We start from the raw sequence: 14,608 nt of genomic DNA, 5'->3' as shown, positions 1-14,608 counted from the left end.
AGCGGGGGCGGGCGTACGCAGGAGGACTACGGCAGAAGGGTGGCCCGGGACACAGGTCCCGGGCCACCCTCGGCGTGCGTGCGGCCACGCGCCGACTACTCGGCGGTGTCCGCCCTACTCGGCGCTGTCCGCCCTACTTGACGGTGTTGGCCGTCTTGACCAGCTGGTCCTTGGTGACCGCGCCGACGTAGACCTTGCCGTCGTCCGTGATCAGGGCGTTGACCAGGCGGGTCGACAGGACCCGGCCCTCGCCGAACGACCCGGAGACCTTCTCCCCGAGGGAGTTCAGGAACTGCTTGGCCTCCTTCGGGGTGTTCTTGTCGTTCTCCAGGTCCTTGAGGTTCGTGCCCGCGCCGGTGTCGATCCGGGCGACGGTCGCCCAGCCCTCGCCGAGGACCTTCACGTCGCCCTTGCCGTTCTCTCCGCCGGCCAGCTGGCCGAGGCCCGGGAAGGACTCCAGCGCCTTGAGGCCCTTGTCGTGGGCGTCCTTGCCGGCCGCGGGCCCGTCCGTGCCCTCGGTCAGCTTGGCGCCCTTGGGCGGGGTGAAGGCGAAGGTGTCGGCCGCCGGCTTGGCGAAGTCGATCTGGGTGAAGCCCGCGTCCGCAATCGGCTTGCCGCCCTGGGCGGAGAGCAACTGCACGCGCAGCGGCACGCCGTTCTTGGCATCGACCGCGATCTTGACCGAGCCGACCGTGGAGCCGGTCTGCTTGGGCTTGAGCACCAGCTGGTAGGCGTCCCGGCCGGCCACCTGGGCGGTGTCGCCGACGCTGACGTCCGTGGTGGTTCCGGCGGCCTTCAGGACGTCCTGGGCCAGCTGCTGGGGCGAGGCGCCGCCGAGGCGGTCGCCCGTCTTGTGCTCCCCGGCCTTGCCGGCGTTCTTCTCGTGGAAGACCTCGTTCGACTGGGAGTCGTAGCCCCACACGTCGTTGCCGTTGTGGATGAGGCTGTACTCGTCCTTGCCGTCCAGGAAGGTCAGCTTCTGGCGGTCCGGGCCGTCGGCGGCGACGCGCACGGTGTGCGTGCCGTTCGCCAGCTGCGCGACCTTGTCCTCCGGGTCGGCCGATCCGCCCGCGACGCCGCCGCCCCCGAGCAGCCCGGTCGCGAGCTTCGGCAGGCCCAGGTCGGTGCTGATCTTGGCCGTGCCGGACAGCTGCTGTACGTCCGATGCCGCGATCTTCGCGATGAGCTCCTGCGCCGTCACCTTGGGCAGGTCGGGCCCCGCGGCGTTGGCGAAGGCCGGGACCATCGCGATGGTCGCCGCGGCCACACCTGCCACCGCGACCGGTACGCCGTACCGGGCGACCTTGCGAGAAGTCTTCGTGTTCGCTGCCATGTCAGTGCCCTGCCCTCTGTGTCGACGGCGGCGACCCCCGTGTCGCCGCGCTCACCCGATCTGGTGGGGTTGATGACTCCATCTGACCAAATCGACGGCTCCGGGGCGTCAGCCCCCGGACGCAATTGCGCGTACGACCGTGGGATGACACGGCGCGGGCCCCCCTGCCCCGACCCGTAGGGGTCGACGGGGCGGAAGGGCCCGTTCCGCAGCGGGGACCACGACCGGGACCGCAGCGGAGACCACGGCCGGGACGGCCGCCGCGCGGCGGCGTCAGCCGGCGCGGTGCACCACGGCATCGCACAGCTCTTCCAGGGCCGACTTCGCGAAGCACTCGGGCAGCGGCGCGAGCGTGGCGCGCGCGTCCTCCGCGCATCGGATGGTGTCGCGGCGGGCCCGCTCCAGGGCCGGGTGCGCCCGCAGCCGGGTCAGGGCCTCGGCGTGCCGGGCGTCGTCCGTGAGGTCGCCGTCCAGGAGCCGTACGAGTTCCAGGTCCTCGGCGCGCCCGTCGCGGGCCGCGATCTCGCGCAGCCGCAGCACGGGCAGGGTGGGGATGCCCTCGCGCAGGTCGGTGCCCGGGGTCTTGCCGGACTCGTGGGCGTCGGAGGCGATGTCGAGGACGTCGTCGGCGAGCTGGAAGGCGGTGCCGAGGCGCTCGCCGTACTGGGTGAGGATGTCGACGACCGACTCGTCGGCGCCGGACATCAGCGCGCCGAAGCGGCCGGAGACGGCGATCAGCGAGCCGGTCTTGCCCGCGATGACGTCGAGGTAGTGGGCGACGGGGTCGCGGCCGTCGCGCGGGCCGGCCGTCTCCAGGATCTGGCCGGTCACCAGCCGCTCGAAGGCCTCGGCCTGGACGCGCACGGCCTCGGGTCCGAGGTCGGCCAGGATGTGGGAGGCCCGGGCGAACAGGAAGTCACCCGTCAGGACGGCCACCGAGTTGCCCCAGCGGGCGTTCGCGCTGTCCACGCCGCGGCGCACGTCCGCCTCGTCCATGACGTCGTCGTGGTAGAGCGTCGCCAGGTGGGTGAGCTCGACCACCACGGCGGACGGCACGATCCCGGGCGCGTACGGATCGCCGAAACGGGACGCGAGCATCACCAGCAGCGGCCGGAACCGCTTGCCGCCGGCCCGCACGAGGTGCTGCGCGGCCTCGGTGATGAAGGGGACTTCGCTCTTGGTGGCCTCCAGCAGACCCGCCTCGACGGCGGCCAGTCCCGCCTGGACATCGGTCTCAAGAGCCTGGTCCCGCACGCTCAGTCCGAACGGCCCGACGACGGTCACGAGGGGTACTCCTGTCTGCTGACGATCACGCTGACGATCACATGGATTGTCGATGTGTCGCTGCCATCACTCAAGCCAGCGTATCCGGTCTGTTTTCGATCACGGAGAGCGCCTGTCCGGCCGCCACCCGAGCAGTGCCCGAAGCGCACCGGTATGTTCTTGTGGAGCCGATACAACCGGAGAATGTCTTTTGTCCAGAACTGCGTCCGACACAGACGGATCCCCGGAACCGGAGGCCGAGCAGCCGCCGCCCGAGGACGACCATGCCTTCCTCGGCCACCCCCGGGGTCTCGCCACCCTGTCCGGGCTGGAGGTCTGGGAGCGCTTCTCGTTCCTCGGCATGCAGGCCATCCTCGTCCTCTACTTCGCGGACACGGTGGCGAACGGCGGCCTGGGGATGAACCCGGGCACCGCGGCGTCCGTCTCCGCGGCCTACGGGACCATGGTCTACCTCGTCTCCGTCGCGGGCGGCTGGCTCGCCGACCGCATCCTCGGTTCCTACCGGGCCGTCCTGTGGGGCGGGATCCTGATCGCCTGCGGCCACTACGCCATGGCGGTCCCCACCGCCGCCATGACCTGGGTGGGCCTCGGCCTGATCAGTGCGGGAACCGGCCTGCTCAAGCCCAACGTGGCCACCATGGTGGGCAAGCTGTACCGCACCGACGACGACCGGCGCGACGCCGGTTTCGCGCTCTACTACATGTCCATCAACATCGGCGCGTTCGCCGGCCCCCTGATCACCGGCTGGCTCGGCGAGCACCAGGGCTGGCACTGGGGCTTCTCCGCGGCCGCCATCGGCATGACCTTCGGCCTGATCCAGTACGTCATGGGCCGCCGCCACCTGGCCGGCCGCGGGCACTGCGCCGAGTTCGCGCTCGCGCCCTGGCTGCGGCGCACGATGCACCCCGTCCACTGAGGCGATTGGCGACCCACTCCGATGATCATCCGTACCGATTTCCCGTACGAGACCACCCGCGAGGATGTCCGGATCCCGCTGTCCGACGGCGTCGAGCTGTACGCCCGGATCTGGCGCCCGGTGACGGACGGCCCCGTCCCCGCCCTGCTGGAGTACCTCCCCTACCGGCTCACCGACTGGACCGCGCCCCGCGACTGGCAGCGCCACCCCTGGTACGCGGGCCACGGCTACGCCTCGGTCCGGGTGGACGTGCGCGGCCACGGGTGCAGCGGGGGCCGCCCCGGCGACGAGTACGACGCCCGGGAGCTGGCCGACGGGGTCGCCGTGGTCGAGTGGCTGGCGGCACAGCCGTGGTGCTCGGGCTCGGTGGGCATGTTCGGGATCTCCTGGGGCGGCTTCAACAGCCTCCAGATCGCCGCACTCGGCCCCGAGGCGCTGAAGGCCGTCGTGACCGTGTGCTCGACCGACGACCGCTTCGACAACGACGTGCACTACATGGGCGGCTCGGTGCTGGCCGTGGACATGCACGCCTGGGCGGCGACGATGCTGGCGTTCGCCGCGCGCCCGCCGGACCCGCTGTACGCGGGCGACGGCTGGCGGGAGCAGTGGCTGGACCGGCTGGAGGGCGTGGAGCCGCTCGTCCACACCTGGCTCTCGCACCAGACCCGGGACGACTACTGGCGCCACGGCAGCGTCTGCGAGGACTACGCGGCCGTCGGCGCGGCGGTCCTCGCGGTGGGCGGCTGGCACGACCCGTACCGGGACACGGTGCTGCGGCTGGTCGAGCACCTGCCCGCGGACCGGGTCCGGGGCCTGATCGGACCGTGGTCGCACCAGTACCCCGACCGCGGGCTGCCCCCGGGTCCGGCGATCGGCTTCCTCCAGGAGACCCTGCGCTGGTGGGACCACTGGCTCAAGGGCGAGGACAACGGCGTGATGGACGAGCCGCTGCTGCGCTCCTGGATCAGCGACTCGCACCCGCCGGCCACCGTGTACGCGGAGCTGCCGGGCCGCTGGGTCGGCGAGAAGGCGTGGCCGTCCGCGTCGGTGATCCCCGTCCCGTACGGACTCCAGGGCGCGCCGGTGGAAGTCGCCTCGCCGCAGCACACCGGGCTGGACGCGGGCCGGTTCTTCCCGTTCGGCAACGACGCCGACCTGCCGCCGGACCAGCGCGAGGAGGACGCGAAGTCGGCCTGCTTCGAGTTCCCGGTGGGCGAGGGCGAGCCGGTGGAGATCCTGGGCCGCCCCGCGGTGACCCTGCGGCTGCGGCTGGACGTCCCGTACGGGCAGGTGGTGGCCCGGCTGTGCGACGTGGCCCCGGACGGCTCCTCGACGCTCGTCACTCGGGGCGCGCTGAACCTCTCCGCGCGCCACGGCCGGGACCGGGCCGTCCCGTGGCCGACGGGCGCGTACGAGGACGTCACCTTCGAGCTGAACGGCATCGGGCACGCCTTCGCCCCGGGCCACCGCATCCGCCTGTCGCTGTCTTCCGCGTACTGGCCGTGGATCTGGCCGCGAACCGGCTCCGAGCCCGGCTGGACCCTGGACCCGGCGGGCAGCGAGGTGACCCTCCCGGTGCGGGCGCGGTCCGCCGGGGACGACGGGATCGCCTTCGGGGAGCCGGAGCAGTCGCAGCCGCTGGGGGTGGTCCACCCGGACACGCTGGACGAGCCGCGGCCCGAGCGGCTGGTCGTACGGGACGTCGCCCGCGGCACGTGGCGGCTGGAGGTGGACCCGCGGTACGGGGGCACGCGGGTCTATCCGGACGGGCTGGAGTTCAGCGAGGACGCGGTGGAGGTGTACGAGATCCAGGAGGCGGACGCGCTGTCGGCGTCGACCCGGTCGCAGTGGAAGGTGCGGCTGCGGAGGCCGGACCTGGGCTGGGACGCGCGGGTCGAGACCCGGTCGGAGATCCGCTGCGACGAGGGCGGGTTCCTGACGTCGAACGAGGTGGTGTGCCGGGAGGGCGACGAGGTCGTCTTCCACCGCACGTGGGAACGCCGCCTCCCCCGCACGGCGGGCTGACGGGCCGCTCCGCTCCCGGGGCGGAGCCCCCGCAACGGCGTCGCTGAGAGGCGGCCAGGCCCCGCCCGTCAGGGGAAGAGGCGTTCCAGGACCACCGCGATGCCGTCGTCTTCGTTGGACAGCGTCATCTCGTCGGCCACCGCGACCAGCTCCCGGTGCGCGTTCGCCATCGCCACCCCCCGGGCGGCCCACGCGAACATCGGGATGTCGTTCGGCATGTCCCCGAACGCGATCGTCCCCGCCGCCGACGCCCCCAGGAACTCCGCCGCCCGGGCCAGACCGCTGGCCTTGTCGATGCCCGGCGGCTGGAGTTCCACCGTGTGCTCGCCGGCCATGGTGACGTTCACCAGGTCGCCGACCACCGACCGGGCGAGGCGCGTCAGCTCGTCGTCGTCCAGCTCGGGGTGCTGGAGCAGCACCTTGTTGATCGGGGCCGACCACAGGTCCGACCTGCGCGGGACCGGGACCGTCGGCAGGTGGGGGTGCCACATCCGGTAGCCGGGCCCTATCAGCATCTCCGCGTCCACCCCTTCCTGGTTGACCGCCGCGTAGACCTCGCCGATCTCCGCCTCGATCTTGCCGAGGGCGACCTCGGCCAGCCCCCGGTCCATGGAGACGGAGTGCAGCAGGACCCCGCGCGCCGCGTCGTACACCTGGGCGCCCTGCCCGCACACCGCGAGCCCCGAATAGCCGAGGCCGTCCAGGACGTGGCGGACCTGCGGGACGGGGCGTCCTGTGACGATGATGTGGCGGGCCCCGGCGGCGCGTGCGGCGGCGAGTGCCTGGTGGGAGCGGTCGGAGACGGTGTCACCGGCGCACAGCAGAGTCCCGTCCAGGTCGGTGGCGATCAAGTCAAAGGGGAGGGCGGAAGTCACGGCGCCAAGGATACGGACCCCGTTGGACAAGTCCTACAAATAGCGCCCGAATCCGGCCTCCCGCAGGCATCATCAGCCACGTAACGTGTCAGCCAGCCCCCGGGACACCCCCGGACCGCGTCGAAAGCGAGGCAGCACCCCATGCCCCAGCAGAGCCCCCTCGATGTCCCCGAGGGCGACCCGTTCGGGCCGCACAACCTCCCCTACGGCGTCTTCTCGACCGCCGGGGAGAGCCGCCGCCGGATCGGTGTGCGCATCGGCGGGCACGTGCTCGACGCGGGGGCGGCCGCCGCCGCGCTCGGCTCCCCGTACGCCGGACTGCTCGGGCAGCCCTCCCTCAACCCGCTGCTGGCCGCCGGGCGCACCGCCTGGCGCGACGTGCGCCGCGCGCTGACCGCGTGGGTCACCGACCCCGGCCACCGCCCGGCCGTGGAGCCGCACCTGCTGTCCCTGGACGCGGTCGAGCTGCACCTGCCGTACGAGGTCGCCGACTACGTCGACTTCTACGCCAGCGAGCACCACGCCACCAACGTCGGGAAGATCTTCCGCCCGGACGGGGACGCGCTGACCCCGAACTGGAAGCACCTGCCGATCGGTTACCACGGCCGCTCGGGCACGATCGTCGTCTCCGGCACGGACGTCGTACGGCCCTCGGGGCAGCGCAAGGCCCCGTCCGACCCGGCGCCCGTGTTCGGCCCGTCGGTCAAGCTCGACATCGAGGCCGAGGTGGGCTTCGTCGTCGGCGCCCCCTCGGAGCTGGGCCGCCCGGTGGCGCTGGGCGAGTTCGAGGACCACGTCTTCGGTCTCTTCCTCCTCAACGACTGGTCGGCGCGCGACGTGCAGGCCTGGGAGTACGTGCCGCTCGGCCCGTTCCTCGGCAAGTCCTTCGCCACCTCCGTCTCCGCCTGGGTCACCCCGCTGGAGGCCCTGGACGCCGCCCGCGTCGCCCCTCCGGCCCGGGACTTCCCGCTCCTGCCCTACCTCGACGACGCGGGCAGCGACCGGCCCGGCGGCTTCGACCTGCACCTCACCGTCTCCATCAACGGGCAGGAGGTCTCGCGGCCGCCGTTCGCCTCGATGTACTGGACGGCCGCCCAGCAGCTCGCCCACATGACCGTCAACGGCGCCTCCCTGCGCACCGGCGACGTCTACGGCTCCGGCACCGTCAGCGGCCCGGACGTGGACCAGCGCGGCTCCCTGCTGGAGCTCACCTGGAACGGCCGCGACGCCATCGAACTCGCCGACGGCAAGCGGACGTTCCTGGAGGACGGCGACACCGTCACCCTCACCGCCTGGGCCCCGGGCCCCGACGGCACCCGCGTGGGCCTCGGCGAGGTCACGGGCCGCATCACCGCCTCCCGCTAGCGGGAGGCGGGCGGCGCGGGCCGCACGGCACCCGACGCCCCCTCACCCGACGCCCCGTCACGCGGGCCGCACCCCTTTGGGTGCGGCCCGCGTGCGCCGCGCGCGGGGGGCCGGGATGGTGGGCGGACGGATCGGTAACCCGTACCCCGTACCCCCACCGGAGGAGCCGCCATGCCCGTACGCAGCCTGAAGGCCGTTCTCGCCTGCGCCGCCACCGTGTCGCTCGGCCTGACCGCCGTGGCCCCGGCCCACGGCGTCGAGGGGCCGGCGCCCGACCCGCGGAACCCCAGGGCGATGAAGGACATGGCGACGGCGATCCGGGCGACGGCCAGGTACGTGGACGAGCGCACCGCGCTCAGGGACGGGTACGTCCCGAAGGGCCAGACCTGTATGACCAACCCGTTCGGCGTCGGCGCCATGGGCTACCACTACGTCAAGCAGGCCAACTGGGGCTCCATGGACCCCGCGAAGCCCACCGCGCTCCTCTACAGCTCCGAGAAGGACCGCCACGGCCGCCGCACGCTCCAGACCGTGGAGTGGATGGCGACCGACGGGGACCAGGACCTGAAGACCGCCGGCGACCGGCCGAGCATGTTCGGGCTTCCGTTCGACGGGCCCATGCCCGGCCACTGGGCGGGCATGCCCAAGCACTACGACCTGCACATGTGGGCGTACAAGAAGAACCCGGCCGGCCGCTTCCACAATTGGAACCCCGCGCTGACCTGCCCGAAGAAGACCCCGGCGGCGGGCGGCTCCGCACACGCGCACGGGCACTAGCCCGCACCGACCGAGGACGTCAAGTGCCTCCCGCATATGACTCACCCGCAAGGACGGTGATGCGCGGATCCCCGGCGATACGCTGGCGGCACTCGCGAGACTCCGGCTCATGGGAGCACTGATGAACCCGGAACACAGCTGGCCGATCCCCCCGCCGGGCGGCTGGACTGCCGACGACCTGGACACGCTTCCGCATCTGCCTCCGCACACGGAGCTGATCGACGGGAGCCTGATCTTCGTGAGTCCGCAGACCCTGTTCCATTCGCGCGCTGTGGACTTCTTCAACTGGGGACTCCAGTCGCTGGTCCCGGAAGGCCTGGAGGTACTCCGGGAGTTCACCATCGACATCGACCGGAGCAACCGGCCCGAACCCGACGTCATCGTCTGCCGTGACGATGCCGTCGGCGACCTGGCCCAGACGCGCCTGCCCGCCGATGCGGTCCTGCTCGCGATCGAAGTCGTGTCCCCCGAGTCCGTCGGCCGCGACCGCGAGACCAAACCCGTGAAGTACGCACGGGCCGGAATCCCCCACTTCTGGCGGGCCGAGAACACGGACGGCCGGGCCGTGGTCTACGTCTACGAGCTCGATCCCGCCACCCGGAAGTACGTCGCCACCGGGATCTTCCACGACCGGCTGAAGGTCTCCGTGCCCTTTCCCGTCGATCTGGACCTCGGCGCCATCACGCCGAAGCGCAAGCGCCCCGAGTAGGACCCCGGGTAGGCCGCAGGGCCCGGCCCCCCGAAGGGGGCCGGGCCCTGCGCCGTACCGGGACGGGTCAGCGGACGAACGTGCTCGCCTGCCCGGCCAGTTCCAGGAAGTACTGCGGGGCCACGCCCAGCACCAGCGTGACCGCGACGCCCACCGCGATGGTGGTCATCGTCAGCGGCGAGGGCACGGCCACCGTCGGGCCGTCGGCCTTCGGCTCGCTGAAGAACATCAGCACGATCACCCGGACGTAGAAGAACGCGGCGATGGCGGACGAGATGACGCCCACCACGACCAGCGCCCCCGCGCCGCTCTCCGCGGCCGCCTTGAACACGGCGAACTTCCCGGAGAAGCCGGACGTCAGCGGGATGCCGGCGAAGGCCAGCAGGAACACGGCGAAGACCGCCGCCGTCAGCGGCGAACGCCGCCCCAGACCGGCCCACTTGGACAGGTGCGTGGCCTCGCCGCCCGCGTCGCGCACCAGCGTGACCACCGCGAAGGCGCCGATCGTCACGAAGGAGTACGCACCCAGGTAGAACAGGACGGACTTGACGCCCTCCGCCGAGGTCGCGATGACACCGGCCAGGATGAAGCCCGCGTGCGCGATCGAGGAGTACGCCAGCAGCCGCTTGACGTCCGTCTGGGTCACGGCGATCACCGCGCCCGCCAGCATCGTCACGATCGCGACGCCCCACATCACCGGCCGCCAGTCCCAGCGCAGGCCCGGCAGGACCACGTAGAGGAGGCGCAGGAGGGCGCCGAAGGCGGCCACCTTCGTCGCCGCGGCCATGAAGCCGGTGACCGGGGTCGGGGCGCCCTGGTAGACGTCCGGGGTCCACATGTGGAAGGGGACCGCGCCGACCTTGAAGAGCAGGCCCATCAGGATCAGCGCGCCGCCGATCAGCAGCAGCGCGTCGTTGCCCATGGTGGAGGCCAGCGCCGGGTCGATCTTGGTGACCGTACCGTCGACCACGTCGGCGATCACGGCGTACGAGACCGAGCCCGCGTACCCGTAGAGCAGCGCGATGCCGAACAGGAGGAAGGCGGAGGAGAAGGCTCCCAGCAGGAAGTACTTCACCGCGGCCTCCTGCGACATCAGCCGGTGGCGGCGGGCGACGGCGCAGAGCAGGTAGAGCGGGAGGGAGAAGACCTCCAGCGCGATGAACAGCGTCAGCAGGTCGTTGGCCGCCGGGAAGATCAGCATTCCGGCGACCGCGAACAGCGCCAGCGGGTAGACCTCGGTGGTGGTGAAGCCCGCCTTCACGGCGGCCTTCTCGCTCTCGCTGCCCGGTACGGACGCCGCCTGGGCGGCGAAGGAATCCACCCGGCTGCCGTGGGCCTCCGGGTCGAGCCGCCGCTCGGCGAAGGTGAACACGGCCACGATCGAGGCCAGCAGGATGGTCCCCTGGAGGAACAGCGCCGGGCCGTCCACGGCGATGGCGCCCATGGCGGCGACCTGCGCCTTGGTGCTCCCGTACCCGCCAGCGGCGAGGCCGACGACCGCCGCGAAGGCGGACGCCAGCGCGGCGACGGCGAGGAACACCTGCACGTAGTAACGGGACTTGCGTGGCACGAAGGCCTCGACGAGGACTCCGAGGATCGCCGCGCCCAGCACGATCAGCGTGGGCGCGAGCTGCGCGTACTCGATGACCGGCGTCGGGATCCGGTCGACCGGCCCCTCGGCCGCCAGCGTCCACAGACCCTGGGCAGCAGTCACGGTACTCACTTGGCCGCCTCCCCATTCTTCGCAGGCACGGCCTCGACGGCCACTTCGGGCGCCGGGTCCGTCTGCTTCACGTCGGACATGGTGTGCTGCACCGCCGGGTTGACGATGTCGGTCAGCGGCTTCGGGTAGACGCCCAGCCCGATCAGCAGCACGATCAGCGGCGCGACCACCAGCACCTCGCGCAGGTGCAGGTCCGGCATGGTGCGGACCTCCTCCTTCACGGGACCGGTCATCGTGCGCTGGTAGAGCACCAGCGTGTAGAGCGCGGCCAGCACGATGCCGGTGGTGGCGATGATGCCGACGACCGGGTACCGGGAGAACGTCCCGACCAGGACCAGGAACTCGCTGACGAAGGGCGCCAGGCCCGGCAGCGAGAGGGTGGCGAGGCCGCCGATCAGGAAGGTGCCGGCGAGGACGGGGGCCACCTTCTGGACGCCTCCGTAGTCGGCGATGAGCCGCGAACCGCGCCGCGAGATCAGGAACCCGGCCACCAGCATCAGTGCCGCCGTCGAGATCCCGTGGTTGACCATGTAGAGCGTCGCCCCGGACTGGCCCTGGGAGGTCATCGCGAAGATGCCCAGGACGATGAAGCCGAAGTGCGAGATCGAGGCGTACGCGACCAGCCGCTTGATGTCCCGCTGGCCGACCGCGACCAGCGCGCCGTAGACGATGCTGATCAGGGCCAGGACCAGGATCACCGGCGTGGCCCACTTGCTGGCCTCGGGGAAGAGCCCGAGGCAGAAGCGGAGCATCGCGAAGGTGCCGACCTTGTCGACGACCGCGGTGATCAGTACGGCGACCGGGGCGGTGGCCTCGCCCATCGCGTTCGGCAGCCAGGTGTGCAGCGGCCACAGCGGGGCCTTCACCGCGAAGGCGAAGAAGAAGCCGAGGAACAGCCACCGCTCGGTGTTGGTCGCCATGTCGAGCGTGCCCGCGGCGCGGGCGGCGGTGATCTCCTGGAGCGAGAAGTTCCCGGCGACCACGTAGAGCCCGATGACGGCGGCCAGCATGATCAGGCCGCCGGCCAGGTTGTAGAGGAGGAACTTGACCGCCGCGTACGAGCGCTGCGCGGCCGCGTTCTCGTCGGATCCCGAGTGCGCCCGGTCGCCGAAGCCGCCGATGAGGAAGTACATCGGGATGAGCATGGCTTCGAAGAAGATGTAGAAGAGGAAGACGTCGGTGGCCTCGAAGGAGATGATCACCATCGCCTCGACCAGCAGGATCAGGGCGAAGAAGCCCTGCGTCGGCCGCCAGCGGGACGAGTGCGTCTCGAGGGGGTCGGCGTCGTTCCAGCCGGCCGCGATCACGAAGGGGATCAGCAGCGCGGTGAGCGCGATGAGCACCACCCCGATGCCGTCGACCCCTAGCTCGTAGCGGACGCCGAAGTCGGCGATCCAGGCGCGGGACTCGGTCAGCTGGTAGCGGTCTCCGCCGGGCTCGAAGCGGATCGCCACGAGCACGGCCAGGGCCAGGGTCGCCAGCGAGAACAGCAGCGCGAGCCACTTGGCGAGCGTCCTGCGGGCGGCCGGAACGGCCGCCGTGAGGATCGCGCCGACCGCGGGCAGCGCCGCCGTCACCGTCAGAAGCGGGAAATTCATCTCACACCGCCCTCATCAGCAGGGTCGCGGCGATCAGGATCGCCGTGCCCCCGAACATCGAGACCGCGTAGCTGCGGGCGTAGCCGTTCTGGAGCTTGCGCAGCCGGCCCGACAGCCCGCCGACGCCGGCGGCCGTCCCGTTGACCACTCCGTCGACCAGGCTGTGGTCCACGTACACGAGGGAACGGGTCAGGTGCTCCCCGCCGCGCACCAGCACGGCGTGGTTGAAGTCGTCCTGGTAGAGGTCCCGGCGGGCGGCCCGGGTGAGGACCGAACCGCGCGGGGCGACCACCGGGACGGGCCTGCGGCCGTACATCGACCAGGCGATGGCGACACCGGCGGCCAGGACGACCATGGTGGCCGCGGTCACCGTCAGGGCGCTGACCGGCGGGGAGCCGTGCGCGTAGCCCGTGACGGGCTCCAGCCAGTTCACGAAACGGTCCCCGATGCTGAAGAACCCTCCCGCGAAGACGGAGCCGAAGGCGAGTACGACCATGGGGACGGTCATCGACTTCGGGGACTCATGAGGGTGCGGCATCTCCCCGGAGCCGTGCTGCGAAGCCGCGGGCTCGTGACCGGACACGGCACGTGCCGTCGTCCCGTCCTGCTGCACCGCGCCGGTGGCGGTCGGCTGCCAGCGCTTCTCACCGAAGAAGGTGAGGATCATGACGCGGGTCATGTAGAACGCGGTGATGCCGGCCCCCAGCAGGGTGACCCCGCCGAGGATCCAGCCCTGGGTGCCGCCCTTGGCGAAGGCCGCCTCGATGATCATGTCCTTGGAGAAGAAGCCGGACAGGCCGGGGAAGCCGATGATCGCCAGGTAGCCGAGGCCGAAGGTCACGAAGGTGACCGGCATGTACTTCCGCAGGCCGCCGTACTTGCGCATGTCGACCTCGTCGTTCATCCCGTGCATCACGGAACCCGCGCCGAGGAACAGGCCGGCCTTGAAGAAGCCGTGCGTGACCAGGTGCATGATCGCGAAGACGTAACCGATGGGGCCGAGGCCCGCGGCGAGGATCATGTAGCCGATCTGCGACATCGTCGAGCCCGCGAGGGCCTTCTTGATGTCGTCCTTCGCGCAACCGACGATCGCACCGAAGAGGAGCGTGACCGCGCCGACGACGGTGACCACCAGCTGGGCGTCGGGCGCCCCGTTGAAGATGGCGCCCGAGCGGACGATCAGGTAGACGCCCGCGGTGACCATGGTGGCGGCGTGGATCAGGGCCGAGACCGGGGTCGGGCCCTCCATCGCGTCGCCGAGCCAGGACTGGAGCGGCACCTGCGCCGACTTGCCGCAGGCGGCCAGCAGCAGCATCAGGCCGATCGCCGTCAGCGTGCCCTCCGACACCGGAGCGGCAGCGACTGATGTCTCTGCGCCGACCGAGCCGAGCACCGGGCCGAAGGCGAAGGTGCCGAACGTGGTGAACATCAGCATGATCGCGATCGACAGGCCGATGTCGCCGACGCGGTTGACCAGGAAGGCCTTCTTCGCGGCGGTGGCCGCGCTGGGCTTGTGCTGCCAGAAGCCGATCAGGAGGTACGAGGCGAGGCCGACGCCCTCCCAGCCGAAGTACAGCAGCAGGTAGTTGTCGGCGACGACGAGCAGCAGCATCGCCGCGACGAACAGGTTCAGGTAGCCGAAGAAGCGGCGGCGGCGCTCGTCGTGCTCCATGTACCCGATCGAGTACACGTGGATGAGCGTGCCCACCCCGGAGATGAGCAGGACGAACGTCATCGACAGCTGGTCCAGCTGGAACGCGATGTCGGCCTGGAAGCCCTCCACCGGAATCCAGCTGAACAGGAACTGGTGCAGGGTGCGGTCCTCGGCGCCGCGCCCCAGCATGTCGGCGAAGAGGGCGACCCCGACGCCGAAGGACACGGCCGCGAACAGCGTGCCGATCCAGTGGCCGGTCTTGTCGAGGCGCCGGCCGCCGCAGAGCAGCACCACCGCTCCGAGCAGGGGCGCCGCCACCAGCAGCGCAATCAGATTCTCCACGGTGAAC

At 71.4% G+C, this 14,608-nt stretch carries 10 protein-coding genes and 1 pseudogene; 5 read left to right on the top strand and 6 right to left on the bottom strand.

Going from position 1 to position 14,608, the window contains the following annotated elements; genetic code table 11:
* Positions 1-133: 133 nt before the first annotated feature.
* Both OTB16_RS29780 and OTB16_RS29775 read right to left on the bottom strand, forming a co-directional pair.
* Entirely contained in the window at positions 134-1,333 is a 1,200-nt protein-coding gene (locus tag OTB16_RS29780) for a LolA family protein (protein WP_267724107.1), read from the bottom strand.
* Between the two features lie 273 nt (positions 1,334-1,606).
* Entirely contained in the window at positions 1,607-2,617 is a 1,011-nt protein-coding gene (locus OTB16_RS29775) for a polyprenyl synthetase family protein (RefSeq protein ID WP_267724106.1), read from the bottom strand.
* A 190-nt stretch (positions 2,618-2,807) separates the two neighbouring features.
* Here OTB16_RS29775 and OTB16_RS29770 point away from each other — a divergent pair.
* Together OTB16_RS29770 and OTB16_RS29765 are read left to right on the top strand one after the other, a co-directional pair.
* Positions 2,808-3,500, top strand: a pseudogene (locus OTB16_RS29770) (peptide MFS transporter); the annotation flags it as partial.
* A 54-nt stretch (positions 3,501-3,554) separates the two neighbouring features.
* On the top strand, positions 3,555-5,558 hold the full coding sequence (locus OTB16_RS29765) for a CocE/NonD family hydrolase (protein WP_267724104.1): 2,004 nt from the start codon (positions 3,555-3,557) through the stop codon (positions 5,556-5,558).
* A 68-nt stretch (positions 5,559-5,626) separates the two neighbouring features.
* On the opposite strand, the gene OTB16_RS29760 is transcribed toward OTB16_RS29765, so the two are convergent.
* Complete coding sequence (locus OTB16_RS29760) at positions 5,627-6,433, bottom strand: Cof-type HAD-IIB family hydrolase (protein WP_267724102.1); 807 nt, start codon at positions 6,431-6,433, stop codon at positions 5,627-5,629.
* A gap of 141 nt (positions 6,434-6,574) precedes the next feature.
* Between OTB16_RS29760 and fahA the strand changes: the two genes are divergently transcribed.
* The 3 genes from fahA (at position 6,575) to OTB16_RS29745 (ending at position 9,284) form a co-directional block, all read left to right on the top strand.
* Complete coding sequence (gene fahA / locus OTB16_RS29755; protein WP_267724100.1) at positions 6,575-7,798, top strand: fumarylacetoacetase; 1,224 nt, start codon at positions 6,575-6,577, stop codon at positions 7,796-7,798.
* 171 nt (positions 7,799-7,969) lie between these two features.
* Positions 7,970-8,575, top strand: a complete 606-nt coding sequence (locus OTB16_RS29750; protein ID WP_267724098.1) for a hypothetical protein — start codon at positions 7,970-7,972, stop codon at positions 8,573-8,575.
* 109 nt (positions 8,576-8,684) lie between these two features.
* On the top strand, positions 8,685-9,284 hold the full coding sequence (locus tag OTB16_RS29745) for a Uma2 family endonuclease (protein WP_267724096.1): 600 nt from the start codon (positions 8,685-8,687) through the stop codon (positions 9,282-9,284).
* Between the two features lie 67 nt (positions 9,285-9,351).
* Here the strand turns inward: OTB16_RS29745 and nuoN are convergent, their stop codons facing one another.
* The 3 genes from nuoN to nuoL are packed head-to-tail and all read right to left on the bottom strand — an operon-like array spanning position 9,352 to position 14,601.
* Positions 9,352-10,998: an NADH-quinone oxidoreductase subunit NuoN gene (gene nuoN, locus OTB16_RS29740; protein ID WP_420717825.1), complete on the bottom strand. Its 1,647-nt coding sequence runs from the start codon at positions 10,996-10,998 to the stop codon at positions 9,352-9,354.
* Between the two features lie 5 nt (positions 10,999-11,003).
* Entirely contained in the window at positions 11,004-12,605 is a 1,602-nt protein-coding gene (locus OTB16_RS29735) for an NADH-quinone oxidoreductase subunit M (RefSeq protein ID WP_267724094.1), read from the bottom strand.
* A gap of 1 nt (position 12,606) precedes the next feature.
* Complete coding sequence (gene nuoL / locus OTB16_RS29730; RefSeq protein WP_267724092.1) at positions 12,607-14,601, bottom strand: NADH-quinone oxidoreductase subunit L; 1,995 nt, start codon at positions 14,599-14,601, stop codon at positions 12,607-12,609.
* Between the last annotated feature and the right edge of the window lie 7 nt (positions 14,602-14,608).

It is taken from the genome of Streptomyces antarcticus (assembly GCF_026627255.1).
Classification (GTDB): domain Bacteria; phylum Actinomycetota; class Actinomycetes; order Streptomycetales; family Streptomycetaceae; genus Streptomyces; species Streptomyces antarcticus.
Note: the sequence above shows the minus strand (reverse complement) of the source record. Positions and strands in the feature narration are given on the sequence as shown.

What these genes read in the sequence shown, in the direction of transcription:
- OTB16_RS29745 (WP_267724096.1), top strand. Translation starts at nt 8,685, where the DNA reads ATGGGAGCACTGATGAACCCGGAACACAGCTGGCCGATCCCCCCGCCG.
- OTB16_RS29750 (WP_267724098.1), top strand. Translation starts at nt 7,970, where the DNA reads ATGCCCGTACGCAGCCTGAAGGCCGTTCTCGCCTGCGCCGCCACCGTG.
- OTB16_RS29765 (WP_267724104.1), top strand. Translation starts at nt 3,555, where the DNA reads ATGATCATCCGTACCGATTTCCCGTACGAGACCACCCGCGAGGATGTC.
- fahA (WP_267724100.1), top strand. Translation starts at nt 6,575, where the DNA reads ATGCCCCAGCAGAGCCCCCTCGATGTCCCCGAGGGCGACCCGTTCGGG.
- OTB16_RS29780 (WP_267724107.1), bottom strand. Translation starts at nt 1,333, where the DNA reads ATGGCAGCGAACACGAAGACTTCTCGCAAGGTCGCCCGGTACGGCGTA.
- OTB16_RS29735 (WP_267724094.1), bottom strand. Translation starts at nt 12,605, where the DNA reads ATGAATTTCCCGCTTCTGACGGTGACGGCGGCGCTGCCCGCGGTCGGC.